Raw genomic sequence first — 20827 nt, forward strand, 5'->3', positions numbered from 1 at the left:
GCGCTGCCCATGCTGATCCGCGTGATCAACCCCAACACCTCCCGGGCGATGACCGACAAGATCGGCCGCTCCGCCCGGGAGGTGGCCGGGCCCGGGGTCGACGTCGTCGCGACCTGCCCGGACCCCGGGGCCGGGCCGGCCGCCGTCGAGAGCCACACCGACGAGGCGTGGGCAGCCCTGGCCGTGGCGCGCGACGTCGCGGACGCGCGGGCCGACGGGTTCGTCGTCGCCTGCTTCGGCGATCCGGGGGTCGACGCGGCGCGGGAGCTCACCACGGGCCCCGTTGTCGGCATCGCCGAGGCCGCGATGCACGTCGCGACCCTGTCGGGCCGCACCTTCGCCGTCGTCACCACGCTGTCGCGGACGCTGGGCCGGGCGCACGACCTGGTCCGGCGGCACGGCTTCCAGGACGCGTGCGTCGCATCGTACGCCGCGGACGTGCCCGTCCTGGAGCTGGAGGACCCCGGCTCCGCCGCCCGCGAGACCATCGCCACGCTCAGCGAGCACGCGGTCCGCGTGGACGGCGCCGACACCGTCGTCCTCGGCTGCGCCGGGATGACGGACCTCTGTGCGGACCTCACCGAGCGCGTCGGCGTCCCGGTGGTCGACGGCGTCGCCGCGGCGGTCGGCCTCGTCGCCGGAATGGTCCGCATGGGCGTGGGAACGAGCAAGCGCGACGAGTACGCGCCACCCCCACGCCCTCCCGCGAGCGCCACACCCCCGGGCGGCGGCGGCCCGACTCGACTCCCCTGACTCGTCCCCCTGACTCGTCCCCGCGAGATGGCGTGGTCGGCCGTCGGGGCGGTGGTGTCCGGTCAGTCCGCCGCGCCCGCGGCGCGGGCCGCCGCGTGGAAGGCCAGGATCTGAAGCTCGCCACCGACGTCGACCGACCGCACGACGACGTCGTCCGGCACCTGGAGCGCCGTCGGCGCGAAGTTCAGGATCTCCCGCACGCCCGCCGCGACCACCTTCTCCGCGACGCCCTGGGCCGCACCGCCCGGCGTCGCGAGCACCACCATGGACACGCCGCGCGCCGTGATCACGTCGGTCAGGTCGACGACGTCGGCCACCTGGAGACCCGCCACCTTCGTCCCCACCAGCTCGGGCGAGGCGTCCAGCAGCGCCGCGACCTTGAAGCCGCGCTGCGCGTAGCCGGAGTAGTTGGCGAGCGCGTGCCCGAGATTACCGATCCCGACGATCGCCAGCCGGTGCTCGGAGTCGAGCCCCAGCGCGGCCTTGATGTAGTCCGCCAGCGAGCCGACGTCGTACCCCACGCCGCGCGTGCCGAACGAACCGAGGAACGACAGGTCCTTGCGCAGCTGCGCCGATCCCACCCCGGCCCGCTCCGCCAGCTCCGACGACGACGTGAGCAGCACGCCCTCGTCGGCCATGTCGCGCAGGGCACGCAAGTAGTAGGGCAGGCGACCTACCGTCGCCGCCGGGACCGCGTTCTCGCTGAGCTCTGCCACTGCAGCTCCTTCCCCGGGACGACGACGTCAGCCGGGCTCGCTCCTTCGCTCGTCAGATCATGCCAGGAGTCTGGCAAGCCGTGCGGGATCGATGCGCCAGAAGCCCTGCTGTACACCGTCCACCTCCACGACCGGCACGTACTCCCCGTACTTCTCGGTGAGCGCCCCGGCCTCCGGGCCGTTGGAGATGTCCACCTCGTGCCATGTCGCACCGGTGTGGGCCGTGACCGTCCCGACGACGTCGCGGGCCGCGTCGCACAGGTGGCAGCCCGGCCGGGTGTACAGGACGACGCGCGGATCGATGGTGGTCACGAGCAGAGCCTACGACGGTGGTCGCAGGCCCGGAGGAGAACCTCACCCAGCAGACGCCCCGCAGGTCCACGCACCCGGCAGCCCTCGGCGAGGTGGGTCTCGCTGCACGGATGCCCGGATAGAGTGAGGCGCATGTCGTCGACGCAACCCGGATCCGCGACCGCGGCGTTCTTCGACGTCGACAACACGATCATCCGCGGGGCCAGCGCGTTCCACCTCGCCCGCGCCGCGTACCAGCGCGGGTTCTTCCGCACCCGGGACCTCCTGCGGTTCGGCCTGATCCAGGCGCGCTACCTGATGTTCGGCGAGGACCGGGAGCAGATCGACGAGGTACGCAACCGGGCGCTCGAGCTGATCGCCGGCCGCACGGTCGCCGAGGTGACCACGCTCGGTGAGGAGGTCTACGACACCGTGCTCTCCCTGCGGATCTTCCCCGGCACCCGCCGGCTCCTCGAGGAGCACATCGCCGCGGGGCACCAGGTGTGGCTCATCACCGCGACGCCCGTCGAGATCGCCCAGCTCATCGCGCGGCGCCTCGGCGCGACCGGGGCGCTGGGCACCGTCACCGCGCACGAGGACGGCTTCTACACCGGCCGGCTGGTCGGCGACCTCATGCACGGCGCGGCCAAGGCCGCCGCCATCGAGGAGCTCGCCGCCTCCGGGGACATCGACCTGGCCTCGAGCTACGCCTACGGCGACTCGCTCAACGACCTGCCGATGATGGACGCCGTGGGGCATCCCTGCCCCATCAACCCCGACATCCGGTTGCGCCGCCACGCGCAGGACGTCGGCTGGCCCATCCGGGAGTTCCGCGGCCGCCCGCAGCGTCTCGCCGGACGCGGCGTCCGCACGGCGTGGTGGGCGGGCGCGGCCTGGGTGTTCGGCCTGATCATCCGGGCCCTGCGCCGCCGCATCCGCGGCCGCACCATGGGCTGACTCTGCTCTCCGGACCCGCCGGGCTCAGCCCAGCGGGCGCTACTGCGTCGCGTCCTCGGTCTTCACAACCGTTCCGGCGGGCCGGGACCGGTCGTCTTCGCCCCGGAGCCCCAGCCGTCCCCATCCCTCACGGACGGGCGGCGAAGCGCTCCAGGAGCTCCGCGTGGCCCGAGCAGACCAGCAGGTCGTTCGCGGAGACGCGGGTCTCCGGCGTCGCGTAGACGAACTCCTGGCCCGGGCTCTTCACGCCCATCACCGTGATCCCGTACTTCCGCCGGATGTTCGACTGCGCCAGCGTGAACCCCCGCATCTCCTTCGGCGGGCGCATCTTGACGATGGTGAACCCGTCCTCGATCTCGATGTAGTCGAGCAGCTTGCCGCTGACCAGGTGCGCGACCCGCGCTCCGGCGTCGGCCTCGGGGAAGACGACGTGGTGGGCGCCGATCCGCGTGAGGATGCGGCCGTGCTCCGCGGAGATCGCCTTGGCCCAGATCTGCGGCGTTCCCAGGTCGACCAGGTTCCCGGTGATCAGCACGGACGCCTCCAGCGACGACCCGACACCGACCACCGCCGCCCCGAACTCCTTCGCGCCGAGCTGCTCCAGCGCCTCCGGGTTGGACGCGTCGGCCTCCACGAGCGGGATGCGGCCGGACCACTGCGCCACCAGCGCCTGGTCCTTCTCCACGGCGAGCACGTCCTCGCCCAGCCGGTCCATCGTCGTCGCGAGCGACGAGCCGAACCGGCCCAGCCCGATGACGAGCACGCCCGCCTCGCGGTTCGGCTCCTTCTTCTCCGGCACAGTCGTTCCCTTCCGCCACTCCCGTCGAGGGCACGGTCCTGGTTGGACGAATCGGATACGACCCCACCAGCACCGCGCACTCGGCCGAGTGCCTGTCTCAGCCGATGATCGGGCGTTCCTCGGGGAAGCGTACGATGCGACGGCGGTCGCGGAGCGCAAGCGCCGCGGCGAACGTGATCCCGCCCGTGCGCCCCACGAACATCAGCGCGGCCAGAACATACTTGGCCCCGTCCGGGAGGCCTGCGGTGATCCCGGTGGACAGCCCCACCGTCGCGTACGCGGACAACGTCTCGAACAGGATCCTGCTCAGGTTGTGGTCGGTGATGTGCAGCAGCGCGGCGCTGCTCACCATCACCGCCGTCGCGCCGAAGAACGTCACGCCGAGCGCGAGGCGCAACGTGTCCAGCGGGATCCTGCGGCCGTAGGCGTCGATGTCCCGGTCGCCGCGGGCCTCGGCGACGATCGCCAGGAGGATCACCGCCAGCGTGGTCACCTTGATGCCGCCCGCCGTCGACGCCGAGCCTCCGCCCACGAACATCAAGGCGTCGGTGACCAGCCACGTCGACTGCTCCATCCCCTCGGTACTGACCGTGTTGAACCCGCCGGACCGCGGCATCACCCCCGCGAACAGCACGGACAGCAGCTTCACCGGCCAGTCCAGCGGCCCGAGGGTCTCGGGGTTGCGCCACTCCAGCAGCCCGATGGCCGCGGATCCCGCCACGAGCAGCGCGACGCTCGTGGTGAGCGTCAGCTTCGAGTGCAGCGACAGGCGCAGGCCCCAGCGCCGCCCGGTCCGCCGCACCCGCCCCTCGCGCAGCGCCCGGTACAGGTTCAGGATCACCGGGAACCCGAGGGACCCGATGAACACGCCCAGCGCCACGGGCAGCAGCAGGCCCCAGTCGCCGACGTGCGGCATCAGCCCTTCCTCGGTGGGGACGAAGCCGGCGTTGTTGAACGCCGAGATCCCGTAGAAGAGCGCGTGCCACGCCGCCGTCCCGGCGTGCCCCTCGATCGCGAGCAGTCGCGGGAAGAGCAGCGCGGCGATCGTCAGCTCGAGCGTCGTGGCCGTCACGATGATGGTGCGGACCAGCGAGCCCACCTCGCCGAGGCCCTTGGTCTTCGTCTCGGACGCCGTGAGGATCCGCTGGGTCAGACCGATCTTCCGGGAGACCACCATCCCGATGATCGACGCGAGCGTCATGATCCCGAGCCCACCGACCTTGATGCCGGTGATGATGATGATCTGCCCGTACAGCGACCAGTAGGTGCCGGTGTCCTGCACCACGAGCCCGGTGATGCACACCGCGGAGACGGCAGTGAACAAGGCATCCACCGGCCGGGCCGAACTGCCCGACGCCGTCGCCCACGGGGCGAGCAGCAGCATCGTGAACACTGCGATGACGGCCGCGAACACGATGATCGCGAGCCGGGCGGGGCTGTGCCGGGCGACGTCGTCCAGCCGCTCCCGGAAGGCGTACAGGCGTGTACGCAACCTCCATCTCATGCTCCGCCAGACCCTCCTCCGGTCTTCGTGCGCCTCCGGCGCCTCATCGGGACTTCCCGGACCCTATCCCCGCGGGCGCGAGAATGCGCCACGCGCCGCTCCGCGACGCACGTCCGAGGCGACGCAACGCACCGGAGCGAACGCCCGGAAGCCGGCCGCCCGATCTCGGCTACGGTGGGTCCCGTGCACCGTGCCCGACTCTCCTGGAGCCCGGAACTCCTGGAGTACGACTTCGGGCCCGGCCATCCGATGGCCCCCGTGCGGCTCGACCTGACGATGCGCCTGATCCGCGCCCTCGGCCTGCCGGAGCTCCCCTCGCTGGAGATCGTCGACGCCCCGCCCGCCTCGGACGACGTCCTGCGCTCCGTGCACGACGACGACTACATCGCTGCGGTCAGGTGCGCGTCGACGGCCCTCGAACCCGACCCCCGGCGCGGTCTCGGCACCGAGGACGACCCCCTCTTCCTCGGCATGCACGACGCCGCCGCGCGCCAGGTCGGCGGCTCGGTGTCCCTCGCCGAGTCCGTGTGGCACGGTGCGGCGGACCACGGCGTGAACGTCGCGGGCGGGATGCACCACGCGCAGCGCGGTGCGGCGTCGGGCTTCTGCGTCTACAACGACGCCGCCGCCGCGATCCGCCGGCTCCTCGACCTCGGCGCGGAACGCATCGCATACGTCGACCTCGACGCCCACCACGGCGACGGCGTCGAGGCGGCCTTCTGGGACGACCCCCGCGTGCTCACGGTGTCCGTGCACCAGGACGGCCGGACCCTGTTCCCGGGCACGGGGTACGCGGGCGACGTCGGCACCGGGCGCGCCGAGGGCACCGCGGTGAACGTCTCGCTCCCCCCGGGGACGCACGGGTCGGCGTGGCTGCGCGCCATCGACGCCGTCGTCCCCGCCGTGGTCCGCGAGCACCGGCCCGACATGGTCGTGTCGCAGCACGGCTGCGACGCGCACGGCAACGACCCGCTCTCCCACCTCGAGGTCGATGTCGACGCCCAGCGCACGGCCCAGCAGTGGGTGCACGCGCTGGCGCACGAGCTGTCCGGCGGCCGCTGGCTCGCGCTCGGCGGTGGCGGGTACGCGGTGGTCGACGTCGTCCCCCTCGCCTGGGCCTCGCTCGTCGCCGAGGCCGCTCACGCGCCGCTCGCGAGCGGCATGCCGCTCCCGCCCGACTGGCGTGCGGTGGCCCTGGAGGTGTCGGAGATCGAGCCCGCCCGGACCCTCGGTACACCCGTGCCCGTGGCCTGGAGGCCCTGGAGCGAGGGCTGGGACCCGGACGACCCGGTCGACCGCGCCGTCCAGGCGACCCGCAGGGCCGTCTTTCCACTGCTGGGCCTGGACCCTCACCACGACTGAGTCCCGGTCACCGGGCCGGGCCCGGGTCCTCGGAACTGCCCGGCTCAGCCCTGCGGGCGCCCCGGCGTCACGCCCTCGGTCTTCGTCGCCGGTCCGGCGGCCAGGCGGCCAGGCGGTCCGGCGGTCCGGCGGTCCGACGGTCCGACGGTCCGACGGTCCGGGACAGGCTGTCGGGGACTGCCCGCGATCTCACACACGCTCGATTACTGGTGTGGTCGGATCTGCCGTTATCCTGACCGACAGACTCTTTCTCGTGTTGGTCGGCGTATGTCCGCGGGACCAACCGTGGATCACGTCAGCCGCGGCCCGGCGTCGGGCCGCCCGATCACCACAGACAAGCGAGGACCTCATGGGCTCCGTCATCAAGAAGCGCCGCAAGCGTATGGCCAAGAAGAAGCACCGCAAGCTGCTTCGCAAGACGCGCCACCAGCGCCGCAACAAGAAGTGACGTGAGAGAGGGTCCGGCCATGAGGCCGGGCCCTCCGTCATTTCCTGAGCGGTCATACCGTGAGCCGCCCTCAGCGCGGTCGGTCGCTTGTTGAGTGATCGGTCGTTTGAACGACCGATCACTCAAGAACGGACCGACCGCTCAAGAACGGACCGACCGCACCGCGGCGCCCCGAGCGCCCGGCACCCCTCACTCCGTGCGGCGGCGGAGGGTGAGGATGCCCAGGATGACCGCGCCGACGATGAACAGGGCGATCACGCCCACCGAGCCCTGGACGGCCTCCCACTCCTCACCCATCGCCAGGTCCTGCATGGCCTCCACCGCGTAGGTGAGGGGCAGCACGCGCGACAGCCACTCGAGGATCTCGGGCATCTGGTCGCGCGGCATGAGCAGCCCGCAGGTGATGAGCTGCGGCAGCACGATCGCGGGCATCATCTGCACGGCCTGGAACTCGGTCCGCGCCAGCGCCGACGCGGCCAGCCCGAGCGTGCAGCCCAGGATCGCGACCAGCAGCGCCACCACGAACACCAGCCACAGCGGTCCCGCGACGTCCATCCCCAGCCAGACGCACCAGCCCACCACGACCACCGCCTGGAGCAGCGCCAGCACCGCGAACGCGAGAGCGTAGCCCGCCACGAGGTCGCCCTTGCGGATCGGTGTGGTCATCAACCGCTCCAGCGTCCCCGACTGCCGCTCCCGCAGCGTCGCCACGCTCGTGACCAGGAACATCACGATGAGCGGGAAGATCCCGACGAGCACGGGCCCGAACCGGTCCAGCACCGTGGGGGTGTCCTGGAACATCCAGGCGATCAGCCCGATGAGCAGGCACGGCAGCACGACGATGAGCGCGATGGTGCGCTTGTCGGCGCGGAGCTGGGCAAGCACGCGCCCGGCGGTCGCGAAGGTCAGGTTCATCGGGTTCCCTCCTCGGGGACGACGGCGGTCGCGGCGCCACCCTTCCCGGTGTCGGCCGTCTCCGTCGTCTCGATCAGGGCAAGGAACGCCCGCTCGGCGTCGGGCGCTCCGGTCTCCTCCAGCAGGGCCGTGGGCGTCGTGTCGGCCACCAGCGTGCCCTCCCGCAGGAGCAGCAGCCGGTCGCACTGGGTCGCTTCGTCCATGACGTGCGAGGACACCAGGAGCGACGTGCCGCCGCGGGCGAGCTCGTGGAAGGTCGTCCACAGGTCGCGCCGCAGCACGGGGTCGAGCCCGACGGTCGGCTCGTCCAGGACGAGCAGCTCCGGGTCGCCGACGAGCGCGGCAGCCAGCGAGACACGGGACAGCTCCCCGCCGGAGAGCCTGCCGACGCGCTGCTTCTCGTGCCCGCCCAGGTCGACGTCGTCCACCGCCCTGGCGACGGCGTCCTTGCGGCTCCGCGGCGGGACGCCGGCCAGGGTGGCGAAGTAGTCGAGGTTCTGCACGACCGTGAGGTCCGTGTACACGCTCGCGTCCTGCGTGACATACCCGACGCGGCGCCGCAGCGCCGCCGACCCGGCAGGACTCCCGAGCACCTCGACGGTTCCGGACACCTTGTCCTGCACGCCGACGATCGCGCGCATCAGCGTCGTCTTGCCCGACCCGGACGGCCCCAGCAGCCCGACGACGGACCCGGCGGGCACGTCCACGTCCAGGCCGGAGATGATCGTGCGCCCGCCACGTACGACCTTCAGCCCGGCGACATGAACGGCCGCGGGCGCCGCTCCGGACACATTTTTCCTCATGCGATGAATTATGCTCTCGTGCCCCGGGCACCGCAAGGCCCAGCACGACCGACCCGCCGTCCCGCACACCGGGCCCGGGCGCTCCGCGGTCCGCGCTCCGCGGTCCGCGGTCCGCCGCTACGAGGCCGCCACGAGCGCGGTCTCGGAGACCTCACCCGTCAGGTACCGCTGGAGCGTGGGCGCGACGGCCGCCACGACGGCGTCCGCGGGGAGCGACGCGATGGGCTCGAGCCCGACGACGTAGCGCGCCATCATCACGCCCACCATCTGCGTGCCGAGCAGGTTGGTCCGGATCGCCGCCTCCCGCGGAGGCAGCCTCCGCGCGATGGGTCCGAGAATCTCGGCGAGGAGGAACTGCGGCATCAGCCCGCGCAGCTCCGGGTCCGACATGACGGCCGGCAGCGCGATCCGCAGCGGCTCGGGCCCGAGGTCGTCCCAGGTCGTCAGGGCCGTGTGGAGCAGGCGCTCCCCGAGCGTCTCCAGGGGGCCGTCGACGACCTGCGCGACCACCTCGGTCGGCGCGACGTCGGCAAGCCCGAGCGCGGCCGGCAGGAGCTTGGCCTTGTCGCCGTACCAGTGCCGCACCGTCCCGGGGTCGACGCCGGCCCGCCGGGCGACGGAGCGCACGGACGCGGCCTCGTAGCCGCGCTCGGAGAACTCGGCCCGTGCCGCGGCAAGGATCGCGGCACGGGCGTCCTGCCCGGCCGGGCGCCGCCCGCGCCGGGGGCTCCGCTCGGAGGAGTTCGCAGCCATCCGCTCAGTCGAGCCCGGCGTGCGGGAGCACCGCCTCGTGCGGCGCCGCGGACCAGGAGCGCAGCCCGGCACGTTCGGTGGGGTCGCCGAGATGCCCGACGTCGGGCCTCGGAAGACTCACACCGTTCCTCACCCTGGAAGTCATGCCGTCAAGGCTACGCTCCGGCACCCACCGCACCACGCGCGAGACATCGCGGGTGGCCAGGTCCTGGCACGAGAACGGCGGCCGACACCGTGCGACGTCAAGGACGTCAGCACGGGTCGACCGCCGTTCTCCCGAAGGCTCAGGACGCGCGAGCCCCGGAGCGCTTCTTGTTCCAGATGTCGAAGCCGACGGCGAGCAGGAGCACGAGGCCCTTGACGACCTGCTGCACCGACTGGTCGACGCCCAGGATCGACATGCCGTTCGACATGACGGCCATGATCAGGCCACCGATCATCGCGCCGGGGATGGTCCCGACCCCACCGGTCACCGCGGCGCCGCCGATGAAGCAGGCGGCGATCGCGTCGAGCTCGAACATCTCACCGGCGCCGGGCTGCGCGGCGTTGGACCGCGACGAGAACACCATGCCGGCGATCGACGCGAGGAAGCCCATGTTCAGGAAGATCAGGAAGTTGACCCGCTTCACCCGCACGCCCGAGAGCTGCGCGGCCGACAGGTTGCCGCCGATCGCGTAGACGTGCCGGCCGAAGATGCTGTGCTTCGTCACCATGGTGTACGTGATGACCAGCGTCGCCAGGATGATGAGCACCACCGGCAGACCGCGGCTCGTGGCGAGCTGGTAGGCGAACCACATCACGACAGCGGCCACGAGGACGATCTTCCCGACGAACAGCGGCAGGGCCTCGACGGTCTGGTCGTAGCCGAGCTTGGCCCGGCGGTTCCGGTAGCTGGCCACGGCGTAGCCTGCGACGGCGATCCCGAAGACGATCAGCGTGAACGCGTCGTACCCGTACCCGCCCAGCAGGCCGTTGAGGAAGCCGCGACCGATCTGGCCGTACTCCGCCGGGAACGGCGAGAGCGACATGTTGCCGAGCACGAGGAGCGTCAGTCCTCGGAACAGCAGCATGCCTGCCAGGGTCACGATGAACGCCGGTATCCCTACGTACGCCACCCAGAAGCCTTGCCACACCCCGACCAGCAATCCGGTGCAGACCGCCGCCAGGACGCCGACCCACCAGGGCGCGCCTCCCTTGACGACGACGACGGCCGCGATCGCGCCTGTCAGCGCGACGACAGACCCCACGGACAGGTCGATGTGACCGCCCACGATCACGATCAGCATGCCGATCGCGAGGATGAGGATGTACGAGTACTGCAGCACCAGGTTGCTGATGTTGCCCGGGCTGAGCAGCTTCCCGTCGGTGAGGAAGGCGAACAGCAGCACGATCACGATGAAGGCGCCGGCGATGCCGCTCGTGCGCACGTTCATGGTGACCAGATCTTTCAGGTTCGCGATCGTGGTCATGCGTCAGCCTCCTGTGTCATGAGCGACATCAGTCCTTCCTGGGTGGCCGACGCGACGTCGACCTCGCCGGTGATGCGTCCGGCGGCGAGGGTGTAGATCCGGTCGCAGGTGCCGAGGAGCTCGGGGAGCTCCGAGGAGATCACCAGGACGGCCTTTCCGTCCGCGACCATCTTGTTGATGAGGGTGTAGATCTCGTACTTCGCGCCGACGTCGATCCCGCGCGTCGGCTCGTCGAGGATGAGCACCTCGGGGTCCGTGTAGATCCACTTGGAGAGGGCGACCTTCTGCTGGTTGCCCCCGGAGAGCTTGCTGACCGGGACGAGCACGGACGGGGTGCGGGTGCCCATGGAGGAGCGGTACTCCTCGGCGACGCGCAGCTCCTCGTTCTCGTTCACCCAGCCCGCACGGGACAGCTTCGGCAGACCTGCCGCCGAGGTGTTGCGCCGCACGTCCTCGATGAGGTTGAGCCCGAGCTGCTTGCGGTCCTCGGACACGTAGGCGATGCCGGCCGAGATGGCGCTCGGCACGTCCTTCACCACGACCTCCCGGCCGTGCACCAGCACGCGCCCGGAGATGCCCCGGCCGTACGACCGGCCGAAGACCGACATGGCGAGCTCGGTCCGCCCGGCGCCCATGAGCCCGGCGATGCCGACGACCTCGCCGGCGCGCACGTGCAGGTTGGCCTTGTCGACCATGACCCGCCCGGGCTGGGTCGGGTGCTGCACCGTCCAGTCCTCGATGCGCAGCACCTCGTCGCCGACGGCCTGGTTCCGCTCCGGGAACCGGTTGTCCAGCGAACGTCCCACCATGCCGCGGATGATCCGCTCCTGGGTGCTTCCCGGCTCGGCCATGTCGATCGTCTCGATCGTCTGCCCGTCGCGGATGATGGTGGTGCGGTCGGCGACCTCGGCGATCTCCCCCAGCTTGTGGGAGATGATGATGCAGGTCACGCCCTCCTCACGGAGGCGGCGCAGGATCCCGAGCAGGTGCTCGGAGTCCTGGTCGTTGAGGGCTGCCGTCGGCTCGTCGAGGATGAGCAGGCGCACCTCCTTCGAGAGCGCCTTGGCGATCTCGACGAGCTGCTGCTTGCCCACGCCGAGCGTGGCGACCGGCGCGGTCGGGGACTCGGTGAGCCCTACGCGCGCCAGCAGCTCCGCGGCCGCGTCGTTCGTCTTGTGCCAGTCGACGAACTGCCCGCCACGGCGCCGCTCGTTGCCGAGGAAGATGTTCTCCGCGATCGACAGGTGGGGGACGAGTGCGAGCTCTTGGTGGATGATGACGACGCCGCGAGCCTCGGAGTCGTTGATCGACCGGAACGTCGCGGTCGCCCCTTCGAGGATGATGTCGCCCTCGTACGTGCCGTGCGGGTGTACGCCCGACAGCACCTTCATGAGGGTCGACTTGCCGGCACCGTTCTCGCCGCAGATCGCGTGGATCTCGCCGCGGTCGACCGACAGGTTGACCTCGGAGAGCGCCTTGACGCCCGGGAACGTCTTCGTGATGTCCCGCATCTCGAGGATGGGGCCGTCACCGTTTGCAGGTGACTCAGTGGATTCAGACATGCGCTGTCCTTGTTCTCTTACAGCCTCGACGACCCTGGAACGCCGGGACAGCCGGTTCCACGCGGAACCTGCTGCCCCGGCGATTCACCGCTGCCGAGGCAGCATCTCGCGTCCGCGAGCTGCTGCCTCGGCACGGGGCGTGAGCCCTCGGCGGTCAGGAGTGACGCGTCACTCGCCCTCGGCGACGCCCGCCTCGATCTCCTCGGCGGTCCAGTAGCCGGAGTCGACCAGCTCGGACTCGATGTTGTCCGCGTAGATCGGGACGACGGGCAGGAGGTACGACGGCACGACCTTCACGCCGTTGTCGTAGTCCTCCGTGTTGTTCGCCTCGGGCTCGTCACCGGCGAGGATCGTCTCGGCCGCGGTGACGGCCTGGTCGGCGAGCAGGCGCGTGTCCTTGAAGATCGTCGCGTGCTGCACGCCGTCGGCGATGTACTTGACCGACGCGATCTCGGCGTCCTGGCCGGTCACGGGCGGCATGGCGTCGTCCTTGTAGCCACCGCTGCGCAGCGCCTCGATGATGCCGCGGGAGATGCCGTCGTACGGCGAGAGCACGCCGTCGACCTTCTCGTCGCCGTCGTAGTTCGCCGTGAGGAGGTCCTCCATACGGCTCTGCGCGGCTTCCTGCGACCAGCGCTGCGTGGCGGCCTGGTCGATGTCGGTCTGCTCCGAGGGCACCACGAGGGTGCCGTCGTCGATGAGCGGCTCGAGCACCGACATGGCGCCGTCCCAGAAGAAGTGCGCGTTGTTGTCGTCCAGCGAGCCGGCGAACAGCTCGACGTTGAACGGGCCCTCCGGCGCGTCCTCCACCGGCTCACCTGCCTCGTCGACCAGGCCGAGGCCGTTGAGCAGCGTGTTCGCCTGCGCGACACCCACCTCGAAGTTGTCGAACGACACGTAGAAGTCGACGTCCCCCGAGTCGCGGATGAGGCGGTCATACGAGATGACCGGGATGTCCTGTGCCGCAGCGGCCTCGAGCTGGCCGGTCAGGGTCGTACCGTCGATCGCGGCGATGATGAGCGCCCGAGCGCCATCATTGATCATCGCGTCGATCTGCTCCTGCTGGGTCGGGATGTCGTCGCCCGCGAACTGCAGATCGACGTCGTACCCGGCGTCCTGGAGCCCTTCCTCGACGGACGCGCCGTCCGCGATCCAACGTTCCGACGTCTCCGTCGGCATCGCGACGCCCACGAGACCACCCTCTTCGGGTGCCGCGTCCTCGTCGCCACCACCGCTGCCGGCGCCTTCGCCACCGCACGCGGCAAGCGTGACGGCCAGTGCACCGGTCGCGACCGCGGCCACGGCCCGGGTGTACCAGAGCTTGTTTGCCATGAGGTCTCCTCTTCGAGAGTTACCGGATCACTCGCCCGGCACTACCCCGAGATGTTAACGCTCACACCATTCCGCTCCAAACCTGTGAAGTCACGATCTTGTCACGGCTACGTCGCGCAAAACTACCAATCCCCCCGCCACCGAACAAGACGCCCTACCCTGCGGAGAAACAGGCCTCACCCCGGCCCGCCCGAGGACACCTCGGGCCAGCCCGCACGGTCCCAGCTCAGCTCACGCACGGCAAGCGTCGGCACGCCGCCCTCGTCACCATCATAGAAGTGGAATGCCAGATAGTACGCCGCCGACGGCGACCCCGGCGCACCCACCACCGAGACGGTCTGCCCGCCCGGCCCGATCATCCGGCCCGACGTGCTCGCCACCTCGGTGCCGCCGCCGAGCGCCATGTCCTTGCCCGCGGCGTCGAGGTACGGCCCCGTGACCTCCCGCGAGCGCCCCACCATGATCCGGTAGGTCGAGTCGACGCCGCTGCAGCACTTGTCCCAGGAGACGAACAGGTAGTACCAGCCGTCGCGCCGCACGACGAAGGGCGCCTCGACCGGGTTGCCGGGCACCCCGACCCGCGACGCGAGCGCGACGGGCACGACCCCCTCGGCCGCCTTCCCGGACGGCCATTCGAGCGGGACCACCTGGATGCCGCCCCAGAAGGACCCGAAGAACAGCCACGGGCGTCCGTCGCGGTCCTCGACCACGCCGGGGTCGATGGCGTTGTAGTGGGTCTCGCCGGGCGTCGACCGCACGACCAGGCCCTGGTCCGTCCACCCGTAGTCCGGGTCGTCGGGGTCGAGGGTGGTCCCGGTGGCGAGCCCGATCGCGGAGTCGTTCGAGCCGAACGTGGACGCCGAGTAGTAGAGGTACCAGGTCCCGTCGTGGCGGTAGAGGTCGGGCGCCCAGTAGTTCTCCACGCCGGCGACGCCGGTCCCCGGGTCGCGCACCCACTCGGGGTCGCCCGCCCGGTCCCAGGCGGTGCCGGCGTCGGCCCAGGTGACGCCGTCGTCGTCGGACCTGATGATCCGCGGCGCGCCGAAGCCGGCGCGGACGTCGCCGGTCGCGTAGACGAACCATGGCTCGCCGTCGCCCCCGGCGACCAGGGCCGGGTCGTGCACGTTCAGGTCGCCGGCGGAGGCGAGGCCGCCTCCGGCCGACGGCACGCCGTCGCGGGTCAGGAGGTACGCGCCGCCCCCGACCCCGACGGCGGCGAGCAGCCCTGCGGCCAGTGCGATCATCGTCCCGCGCCTCACGCCCGCGCCAGGCGGATCATCGACCAGGACACGGGCGGCAGCTCGGCCCGGGCGCGGTCGTCGGCGACCTTGGCGGACGTGTTGGGCTGCGGCGCCACGGACGTCGAGTCGGCGGCGGTCGCCTGCCACGTGTGGTCGGGGTTGGCGAGCGTGATCGCGTCCTCGACACGGAGGCCGGGGAAGCCGCGGAGGTCGACGTCGAGGCCGATGGCCTCGGTGACCGAGCGGTTCACGGCGAAGACGACGACGTCGCCGGACTCGGGGTCGTGGGTGGCGACGGAGTCGAGGACCGGCACCCCGCCGAACCGCTCCGTCTCCTCGACGGGCGAGTCGACGGCGATCCGGAGCACCTCACCTTTCGCGTGCGCCGAGGTGAGGGCGAACGGGTGGAACGTCGTCTGCTTCCAGGCAGGGCCGCCCGGCTCGGTCATGATCGGCGCGATGACGTTCACGAGCTGCGCGAGCGACGCGGCGTGCACGCGGTCGGTGTTCCGCAGCAGCGAGATCAGCAGGCTGCCGACGACGACGGCGTCGGCCACGTTGTACCTGTCCTCCAGCAGCACCGGGGCGACGGGCCAGTCGTCGCCCTTCGGCGGGCGCGACTCGGCACGCTGCTGGTACCAGACGTTCCACTCGTCGAACGAGACGTGGATCCGCTTGTCGAGCTTGCGGGCAGCCCGGACCTGGTCCGCGGTGGCGGAGACGGCCGCGACGAAGTTGTCCATGTCCACGCTGCTGGCGAGGAAGGACGCGAGGTCGCCGTCCTCCTCGTAGTAGTAGGCGTGCGCGGAGACGTAGTCGACGTGCTCGTACGTCTCGGTGAGCACGGTGCGCTCCCACTCGCCGAAGGTGGGCATCTGCGAGCTGGAGGAGCCGCAGGCGACGAGCTCGATGTCCGGGTCGATCATCCGCATGGCGCGGGCGGTCTCGGCGGCGACGCGCGCGTACTCGGCGGCGGTCTTGTGACCGATCTGCCACGGGCCGTCCATCTCGTTGCCGAGGCACCACATCGTGATCCGGTACGGGTCCTCGACGCCGTGGGCGCGGCGCTGGTCCGCCCAGAACGAGCCGGCCGGCACGTTGCAGTACTCCAGAAGGTCGAGGGCTTCCTGGATACCCCGCGTGCCCAGGTTGACGGCCATCATCGGCTCGACGCCGGAGCGCTGGGCCCACCTCATGAACTCGTCCACGCCGAACGTGTTCGGCTCGGTGGAGTGCCAGGCGAGATCGAGGCGGCTGGGGCGCTCCTCGACCGGCCCGACCGCGTCCTCCCACCGGTACCCGGAGACGAAGTTGCCGCCCGGGTAGCGCACGGTGGAGACGCCGAGCTCGCGGGTCAGCTCCAGGACGTCACCGCGGAAGCCGTCGGCGCCGGCCGTCTCGTGCCCTGGCTCGAAGATCCCCGTGTACACGCAGCGACCCAGGTGCTCGACGAAGGTACCGAACGTGCGACGGCGTACGGGGCCGACGACGAATGCCGGGTCGACGGTGGCGGTGGCGGCGTGCATGGATGTTCCTCCGGGAATGGATCACGCGGACCGCACTGCGGCCCAGGTCGACTTGTACATCGTTGTAGATATGGAGATGGTGCACACCCGAGCGGCCATCGGTCAAGCCGGCGGCCCGGGCCGCCGGCACGCGACACGCCCGCGGGACGGCCCGGCCCGCCTGGCGCGAGCATCGTTGCGGTCTCGTGATCACCGCTGCTTGACCATCACGCAGCTCTCGTGCCACGGTTTCACCGTCGATATCTCTTCATCGATGTAAAACGCGTCGACGGTGACGCCGGGAGAGAATCCCACCGTTGCCTCGACCGTCGCACCCAGGCAGACCCGAGAGGAACCCGTGATGAGGAAGTCACGACTGGCCGCCGGCATCGTCGCCGCGTCCGTCCTGGCCGGTACCGCTGCGTGCAGCACCGGCTCCAGCACCGACGACGACGGCAAGATCACCTTCATGTTCCGCGGAGGTGAGGACGAGAAGGCCGCCTACCAGGAAGCCATCGACCGGTTCAGCGCGGACACCGGCGTGGAGGTCGAGGTCATCGTCACCGACGCCGACCAGTACGCCACCAAGCTCCAGGCGGCGATCTCGGGCAACAACGTGCCCGACGTCTTCTACATCGAGCAGGCGAGCCTGCAGTCGTACGTCACGTCCGGCGTGCTCCTCGACATCACCGACCTCGTCGCCGAGTCCGACATCGACCTCGAGAACATCTGGGAGTACGGCGTCGACTCCTACCGGTACGACGGCCGCCTCCAGGGCACCCCGGAGGGCGCCCTCTACGGTCTGCCGAAGGACGTCGGCCCGTTCGCGATGGGTTACAACAAGACGCTGCTCGAGGAGGAGGGCATCGGCCTCCCCGACGAGGACACGCCCCTGACCTGGGACGAGTGGCTGGACATCATGAAGCAGGTCACCAAGGACGTCGACGGCGACGGCAAGATCGACCAGTGGGGCACCGGCCTCAACGTCCAGTGGAACCTGCAGGCCCTCGCCTGGTCCAACGGCGCCGACTGGACGAACGAGGACAAGACCGAGGTCACCGTCGACACGCCGGAGATGGCCGAGTCCCTCCAGTACATCGCCGACATGACCACCGTCGAGGAGGTCACCCCGTCGAGCGAGCAGCAGGCCACGCTCGACACCTACCAGCGCTGGATGGAGGGCGAGCTCGCCTTCTTCCCCGTCGGCCCGTGGGACGTCAGCACCTACAACGAGCTCGACTTCGAGTACGACCTGATCCCCTACCCCGCCGGTGCCAGCGGGGTGCCCGCCACCTGGATCGGCTCGCTCGGGATCGGCGTCTCGGCCACCACGGCGATGCCGGAGGACGCCGTCGAGCTGGTCACCTACCTGTCCGCGGACGAGACCGCCCAGCAGACGCTCGTCGACGCCGGCATCCAGGTCCCGAACCTCAAGGACGCGGCCGCCGAGTGGGCCGAGGAGGAGGGCAGCCCCGCGAACCGCCAGGAGTTCCTGGACGTCGTCGAGGACTACGGCCGCCCGATGCCTGCCGCCGTGACGTACGGCGCCGCGTGGTACGACGAGATGTGGACCAACATCCAGCCCGTCCTGGACGGCAAGCAGAGCGCGGAGGAGTACCTCGCCGAGGTCCAGCCGCGGATGCAGCAGCTGCTCGACGAGTCCAACGCACAGGCCGAGCAGGCCGCGGCGGCGAACGAAGGCGAGTGATGGCGCGTTCGTCGCGGATGCACAGGTCCGAGCACCGGTGGGCGGTGGCGTTCGTCGCCACGCCGGTGCTCGGCTACCTGCTCTTCACCGCCTACCCCGTCTGCTTCGCCGTCTACACGTCGCTGACGCAGTGGAACGGTCTGGGCGCGATGCGCTTCGTCGGCCTGGACAACTACGTCCGCCTGTTCGGGGACCAGTACTTCTGGCAGTCGATGGGCAACACCCTCTTCTACATGGCCGGCATCCCGCTCGGCCTGGCGCTCTCCCTCGCGCTCGCGATCGGCATGAACCGCGCCATCCCCCTGCGCTCCGCGCTGCGAACCGTCTACTACGTGCCGGTGATCTCGTCGCTCGCGGCGATCGCGATCCTCTGGCAGTGGGCCTACAACGGTGACTTCGGCCTGGTGAACCAGTTCCTCGCCTGGTTCGGCATCGACGGGCCCAACTGGCTCGCGAGCACGCTCTGGGCCAAGCCCGCGATCGTCATCATGCTGGTCTGGAAGGGCCTCGGGTACTCGATGATCCTGTACCTGGCCGCCATCCAGTCCGTGCCGCGCTCCCTCTACGAGGCGGCCGAGCTCGACGGGGCGAACGGCTGGCAGAAGTTCCGGACCATCACCCTCCCGATGGTTCGACCCGTGACGTTCTTCCTGGTGGTCACGCAGGTCATCGCCGGGTCGCAGATCTTCACCGAGATCAACATCATGACGCCCACCGGCGGCCCCGAGTACAGCACGGCGTCGTCCGTGTTCCACATCTGGCGCCAGGCGTTCCGCTACCAGGACATGGGGTACGGCACCGCGATGGCGATCATGCTCGGCATCCTCATCCTGATCATCACGCTCGTGCAGTTCCGCCTGAACCAGCGGAACAGCTTCGTGCTCGACTGAGAACCTGGAGACCCCATGACTGAGAGATCGGCCAGCTCCACGGCGTCGTCGAGCACGAGCACGACGCCGGCGGTCCGGCCCCCGCTCGGCGGGCCCCTGCGCACGAAGGCGCCGGCCGCGAAGCGCCTGGGCCGCAAGGCCACCGGACGCATCGCGAACTGGATCACGTTCGTCGTCCTCGCGGTCGGCGGGGTGGCGATGGTCGCCCCGCTGGTGTGGATGGTCTCCACGTCGCTGAAGACCAAGCCCGAGGTCTTCGCGCTGCCACCCGTGTGGATCCCCGAGGTCCCGCAGTGGGAGACCTACGTGCGGATGTGGGCGAGCTCCTCCGTCCTCAGCGGCTTCCAGAACAGCCTCGTCGTCGCGACCTCGGTGACGGTGCTCGGCACGCTCGTGTGCTCGCTGGCGGCGTTCGCGCTGGCGAAGATGCGGCTGCCCGGACGGAACGCGATCTTCATCGGCCTGCTGACCGGCATCATGATCCCGTTCCCGACGCTGATGATCCCGCAGTTCGTGATGTTCTCGCGGATCGGCTGGGTGGACACGCTGCTGCCGCTGATCGTGCCCGCGATCTTCGGGAACATCATCGTGATCTTCTTCCTCAAGCAGTACCTCGAGAACGTGCCGAACTCGATCATCGAGGCGGCGAAGATCGACGGCGCGACCTACTGGCAGATCTTCTGGCGGCTGATCTTCCCGATCATCCGCCCGGCGGTCTCGGCCCAGTTCATCCTCTGGTTCATGATGGTCTGGAACGACTATCTCGCGCCGATCCTGTACCTGAACACCCCGGAGCGGCAGACTCTGCAGGTGGTGATCGCGAACATGAACGTCCAGTACGCGACGCAGCGCGACTACCCGCTGATCATGGCGGCGTCGTTCGTGGCGCTGCTGCCGATCCTGGCCGTGTTCCTGGTCTTCCAGCGGCAGATCATCGAGTCGGTCGCCCTCACGGGCTCGAAGGCCTGACGTGTCCGCGCACGACGCCGGCGCCGACCGGGTCCACCAGGCAGGCGCCGACCACACCGTCTCGCGGGACGGGACCGCGACCACCCCGCAAGATGGCGCGGGGGCGCGCAGGGACGGCGTGGCGGCGGGCAGGGGTGGCGTGGGGCCGGCGGGGGACGGGGAGGGGTGGCGGGGCGACGAGGTGAGCGGGTGGAGCGGAGGGGTGATGGCTGCGCTGCGGGTGTTGACGCGGTGCGTCGAGGTGAATCTGCTCGTGGTGCTGGGGACGCTGGCGGGCGGGGGGCTGCTCGGCCTCGGGCCGGCGCTGCGAGCGGGCTCGGAGGTGCTCCACAACCCGAACCTGGCTATGGAGCCGTGGCGCGGGTTCTGGCACGCGTGGCGGACCGGCTGGCGGCGGTCCAACGTGCTCTTCGCGCCCTTCTGGCTGGTGGGCGCGCTCCTGTGGGCGGACGCGGCCGTCGTCGGGCAGGTCCCCACCGGCGCCGCGCACGCCGTCATGCTGGTCGGCCTCACGCTGGTCGGCGCATGGACGGCCGTCGTGCTGGCCTGGTGGCCACGCGTCGTGCTCACGCACGACGACGCGGCACCGGCCGTCTGGCGCTACCTGCTGCTGACCCCGCTGCTGGCCCCGGGCGTGGCCCTGGCGGTCCTGGTGACGCTGGCCGCGACAGCGGCCGTGATCCTCGGCGTGCCGCTGGTGACGCTCCTCGCGGGGGTGTCGTTCCCGCTCTGGGCCACGGGCAAGGTCGTCGACGGCAGGCTCGGCCACGGCCCGGTCGCGGTAGGACCCTCGCGCTAGGGCCCTCGCGGCAGGTCCGGCGCCGCAGTCGGTCCGCGGGCGGCCGGCAGA

General features: G+C 70.6%; 21 protein-coding genes. 8 read left to right on the plus strand and 13 right to left on the minus strand.

Annotation, left to right across the window (positions count from 1 at the left end):
* Window positions 1–9: 9 nt before the first annotated feature.
* Window positions 10–753 carry an aspartate/glutamate racemase family protein gene (locus ACYU96_RS05740; RefSeq protein ID WP_460750102.1) on the plus strand — a complete coding sequence of 248 codons (744 nt, stop codon included), beginning with the start codon at window positions 10–12 and terminating at the stop codon, window positions 751–753.
* 62 nt (window positions 754–815) lie between these two features.
* Here the strand turns inward: ACYU96_RS05740 and ACYU96_RS05745 are convergent, their stop codons facing one another.
* Together ACYU96_RS05745 and ACYU96_RS05750 are read right to left on the minus strand one after the other, a co-directional pair.
* Window positions 816–1469, minus strand: a complete 654-nt coding sequence (locus ACYU96_RS05745; protein WP_460750105.1) for a redox-sensing transcriptional repressor Rex — start codon at window positions 1467–1469, stop codon at window positions 816–818.
* A gap of 57 nt (window positions 1470–1526) precedes the next feature.
* Window positions 1527–1781: a glutaredoxin family protein gene (locus ACYU96_RS05750; RefSeq protein ID WP_460750107.1), complete on the minus strand. Its 255-nt coding sequence runs from the start codon at window positions 1779–1781 to the stop codon at window positions 1527–1529.
* A gap of 132 nt (window positions 1782–1913) precedes the next feature.
* On the opposite strand from ACYU96_RS05750, the gene ACYU96_RS05755 reads away from it, so the two are divergent.
* Window positions 1914–2717, plus strand: a complete 804-nt coding sequence (locus tag ACYU96_RS05755; protein WP_460750110.1) for an HAD family hydrolase — start codon at window positions 1914–1916, stop codon at window positions 2715–2717.
* 127 nt (window positions 2718–2844) lie between these two features.
* On the opposite strand, the gene ACYU96_RS05760 is transcribed toward ACYU96_RS05755, so the two are convergent.
* On the minus strand, window positions 2845–3516 hold the full coding sequence (locus ACYU96_RS05760) for a potassium channel family protein (protein WP_460750113.1): 672 nt from the start codon (window positions 3514–3516) through the stop codon (window positions 2845–2847).
* 97 nt (window positions 3517–3613) lie between these two features.
* Window positions 3614–5020, minus strand: a complete 1407-nt coding sequence (locus tag ACYU96_RS05765) for a TrkH family potassium uptake protein (protein ID WP_460750116.1) — start codon at window positions 5018–5020, stop codon at window positions 3614–3616.
* A 183-nt stretch (window positions 5021–5203) separates the two neighbouring features.
* Here ACYU96_RS05765 and ACYU96_RS05770 point away from each other — a divergent pair, with 183 nt between their 5' ends.
* Entirely contained in the window at window positions 5204–6382 is a 1179-nt protein-coding gene (locus tag ACYU96_RS05770; protein ID WP_460750119.1) for an acetoin utilization protein AcuC, read from the plus strand.
* 349 nt (window positions 6383–6731) lie between these two features.
* Window positions 6732–6830 (plus strand): 30S ribosomal protein bS22, encoded by a 99-nt coding sequence (locus ACYU96_RS05775; protein ID WP_003792170.1) that lies wholly within the window; start codon window positions 6732–6734, stop codon window positions 6828–6830.
* Window positions 6831–7019: 189 nt separating this feature from the next.
* Here the strand turns inward: ACYU96_RS05775 and ACYU96_RS05780 are convergent, their stop codons facing one another.
* The 9 genes from ACYU96_RS05780 to arfA all read right to left on the minus strand — a co-directional run bounded on the left by ACYU96_RS05780 (window position 7020) and on the right by arfA (window position 16431).
* The gene (locus ACYU96_RS05780; RefSeq protein ID WP_460750122.1) at window positions 7020–7745 is read right to left on the minus strand and encodes an ABC transporter permease; all 726 of its coding nucleotides are present in this window, start codon (window positions 7743–7745) and stop codon (window positions 7020–7022) included.
* Window positions 7742–8548, minus strand: a complete 807-nt coding sequence (locus tag ACYU96_RS05785; RefSeq protein ID WP_460750124.1) for an ABC transporter ATP-binding protein — start codon at window positions 8546–8548, stop codon at window positions 7742–7744. Before ACYU96_RS05785 ends, ACYU96_RS05780 begins: the two co-directional genes overlap by 4 nt.
* 117 nt (window positions 8549–8665) lie before the next feature.
* Entirely contained in the window at window positions 8666–9301 is a 636-nt protein-coding gene (locus ACYU96_RS05790) for a TetR/AcrR family transcriptional regulator (protein ID WP_460750127.1), read from the minus strand.
* Window positions 9302–9305: 4 nt separating this feature from the next.
* A complete protein-coding gene (locus ACYU96_RS05795) occupies window positions 9306–9446 on the minus strand; it encodes a hypothetical protein (RefSeq protein ID WP_460750129.1) in 141 nt (46 codons plus the stop codon).
* Between the two features lie 139 nt (window positions 9447–9585).
* Complete coding sequence (gene mmsB, locus ACYU96_RS05800) at window positions 9586–10770, minus strand: multiple monosaccharide ABC transporter permease (protein WP_460750132.1); 1185 nt, start codon at window positions 10768–10770, stop codon at window positions 9586–9588.
* Complete coding sequence (gene mmsA / locus ACYU96_RS05805) at window positions 10767–12332, minus strand: multiple monosaccharide ABC transporter ATP-binding protein (protein WP_460750135.1); 1566 nt, start codon at window positions 12330–12332, stop codon at window positions 10767–10769. Before mmsA ends, mmsB begins: the two co-directional genes overlap by 4 nt.
* Before the next feature lie 168 nt (window positions 12333–12500).
* The gene (chvE, locus tag ACYU96_RS05810) at window positions 12501–13664 is read right to left on the minus strand and encodes a multiple monosaccharide ABC transporter substrate-binding protein (RefSeq protein ID WP_460750138.1); all 1164 of its coding nucleotides are present in this window, start codon (window positions 13662–13664) and stop codon (window positions 12501–12503) included.
* A 176-nt stretch (window positions 13665–13840) separates the two neighbouring features.
* On the minus strand, window positions 13841–14908 hold the full coding sequence (locus tag ACYU96_RS05815) for an arabinan endo-1,5-alpha-L-arabinosidase (protein WP_460750140.1): 1068 nt from the start codon (window positions 14906–14908) through the stop codon (window positions 13841–13843).
* Window positions 14909–14919: 11 nt separating this feature from the next.
* Window positions 14920–16431 (minus strand): arabinosylfuranosidase ArfA, encoded by a 1512-nt coding sequence (gene arfA / locus ACYU96_RS05820; RefSeq protein ID WP_460750143.1) that lies wholly within the window; start codon window positions 16429–16431, stop codon window positions 14920–14922.
* Window positions 16432–16771: 340 nt separating this feature from the next.
* Between arfA and ACYU96_RS05825 the strand changes: the two genes are divergently transcribed.
* The 4 genes from ACYU96_RS05825 to ACYU96_RS05840 are packed head-to-tail and all read left to right on the plus strand — an operon-like array spanning window position 16772 to window position 20776.
* Entirely contained in the window at window positions 16772–18118 is a 1347-nt protein-coding gene (locus ACYU96_RS05825) for an ABC transporter substrate-binding protein (protein ID WP_460750146.1), read from the plus strand.
* Window positions 18118–19008 (plus strand): carbohydrate ABC transporter permease, encoded by an 891-nt coding sequence (locus ACYU96_RS05830; protein ID WP_460750149.1) that lies wholly within the window; start codon window positions 18118–18120, stop codon window positions 19006–19008. Before ACYU96_RS05825 ends, ACYU96_RS05830 begins: the two co-directional genes overlap by 1 nt.
* Window positions 19009–19023: 15 nt before the next feature.
* Window positions 19024–19977, plus strand: a complete 954-nt coding sequence (locus ACYU96_RS05835; protein ID WP_460750152.1) for a carbohydrate ABC transporter permease — start codon at window positions 19024–19026, stop codon at window positions 19975–19977.
* A 1-nt stretch (window position 19978) separates the two neighbouring features.
* The gene (locus tag ACYU96_RS05840; RefSeq protein WP_460750155.1) at window positions 19979–20776 is read left to right on the plus strand and encodes a DUF624 domain-containing protein; all 798 of its coding nucleotides are present in this window, start codon (window positions 19979–19981) and stop codon (window positions 20774–20776) included.
* The last annotated feature ends 51 nt before the right edge of the window (window positions 20777–20827 follow it).

The organism is Myceligenerans cantabricum, assembly GCF_054777735.1.

What these genes read in the sequence shown, in the direction of transcription:
- ACYU96_RS05740 (WP_460750102.1), top strand. Translation starts at nt 10, where the DNA reads ATGCTGATCCGCGTGATCAACCCCAACACCTCCCGGGCGATGACCGAC.
- ACYU96_RS05755 (WP_460750110.1), top strand. Translation starts at nt 1,914, where the DNA reads ATGTCGTCGACGCAACCCGGATCCGCGACCGCGGCGTTCTTCGACGTC.
- ACYU96_RS05765 (WP_460750116.1), bottom strand. Translation starts at nt 5,020, where the DNA reads ATGAGATGGAGGTTGCGTACACGCCTGTACGCCTTCCGGGAGCGGCTG.
- ACYU96_RS05775 (WP_003792170.1), top strand. Translation starts at nt 6,732, where the DNA reads ATGGGCTCCGTCATCAAGAAGCGCCGCAAGCGTATGGCCAAGAAGAAG.
- ACYU96_RS05780 (WP_460750122.1), bottom strand. Translation starts at nt 7,745, where the DNA reads ATGAACCTGACCTTCGCGACCGCCGGGCGCGTGCTTGCCCAGCTCCGC.
- ACYU96_RS05785 (WP_460750124.1), bottom strand. Translation starts at nt 8,548, where the DNA reads ATGAGGAAAAATGTGTCCGGAGCGGCGCCCGCGGCCGTTCATGTCGCC.
- ACYU96_RS05790 (WP_460750127.1), bottom strand. Translation starts at nt 9,301, where the DNA reads ATGGCTGCGAACTCCTCCGAGCGGAGCCCCCGGCGCGGGCGGCGCCCG.
- ACYU96_RS05795 (WP_460750129.1), bottom strand. Translation starts at nt 9,446, where the DNA reads ATGACTTCCAGGGTGAGGAACGGTGTGAGTCTTCCGAGGCCCGACGTC.
- mmsB (WP_460750132.1), bottom strand. Translation starts at nt 10,770, where the DNA reads ATGACCACGATCGCGAACCTGAAAGATCTGGTCACCATGAACGTGCGC.
- mmsA (WP_460750135.1), bottom strand. Translation starts at nt 12,332, where the DNA reads ATGTCTGAATCCACTGAGTCACCTGCAAACGGTGACGGCCCCATCCTC.
- chvE (WP_460750138.1), bottom strand. Translation starts at nt 13,664, where the DNA reads ATGGCAAACAAGCTCTGGTACACCCGGGCCGTGGCCGCGGTCGCGACC.
- ACYU96_RS05815 (WP_460750140.1), bottom strand. Translation starts at nt 14,908, where the DNA reads ATGATCGCACTGGCCGCAGGGCTGCTCGCCGCCGTCGGGGTCGGGGGC.
- arfA (WP_460750143.1), bottom strand. Translation starts at nt 16,431, where the DNA reads ATGCACGCCGCCACCGCCACCGTCGACCCGGCATTCGTCGTCGGCCCC.
- ACYU96_RS05825 (WP_460750146.1), top strand. Translation starts at nt 16,772, where the DNA reads ATGAGGAAGTCACGACTGGCCGCCGGCATCGTCGCCGCGTCCGTCCTG.
- ACYU96_RS05830 (WP_460750149.1), top strand. Translation starts at nt 18,118, where the DNA reads ATGGCGCGTTCGTCGCGGATGCACAGGTCCGAGCACCGGTGGGCGGTG.
- ACYU96_RS05835 (WP_460750152.1), top strand. Translation starts at nt 19,024, where the DNA reads ATGACTGAGAGATCGGCCAGCTCCACGGCGTCGTCGAGCACGAGCACG.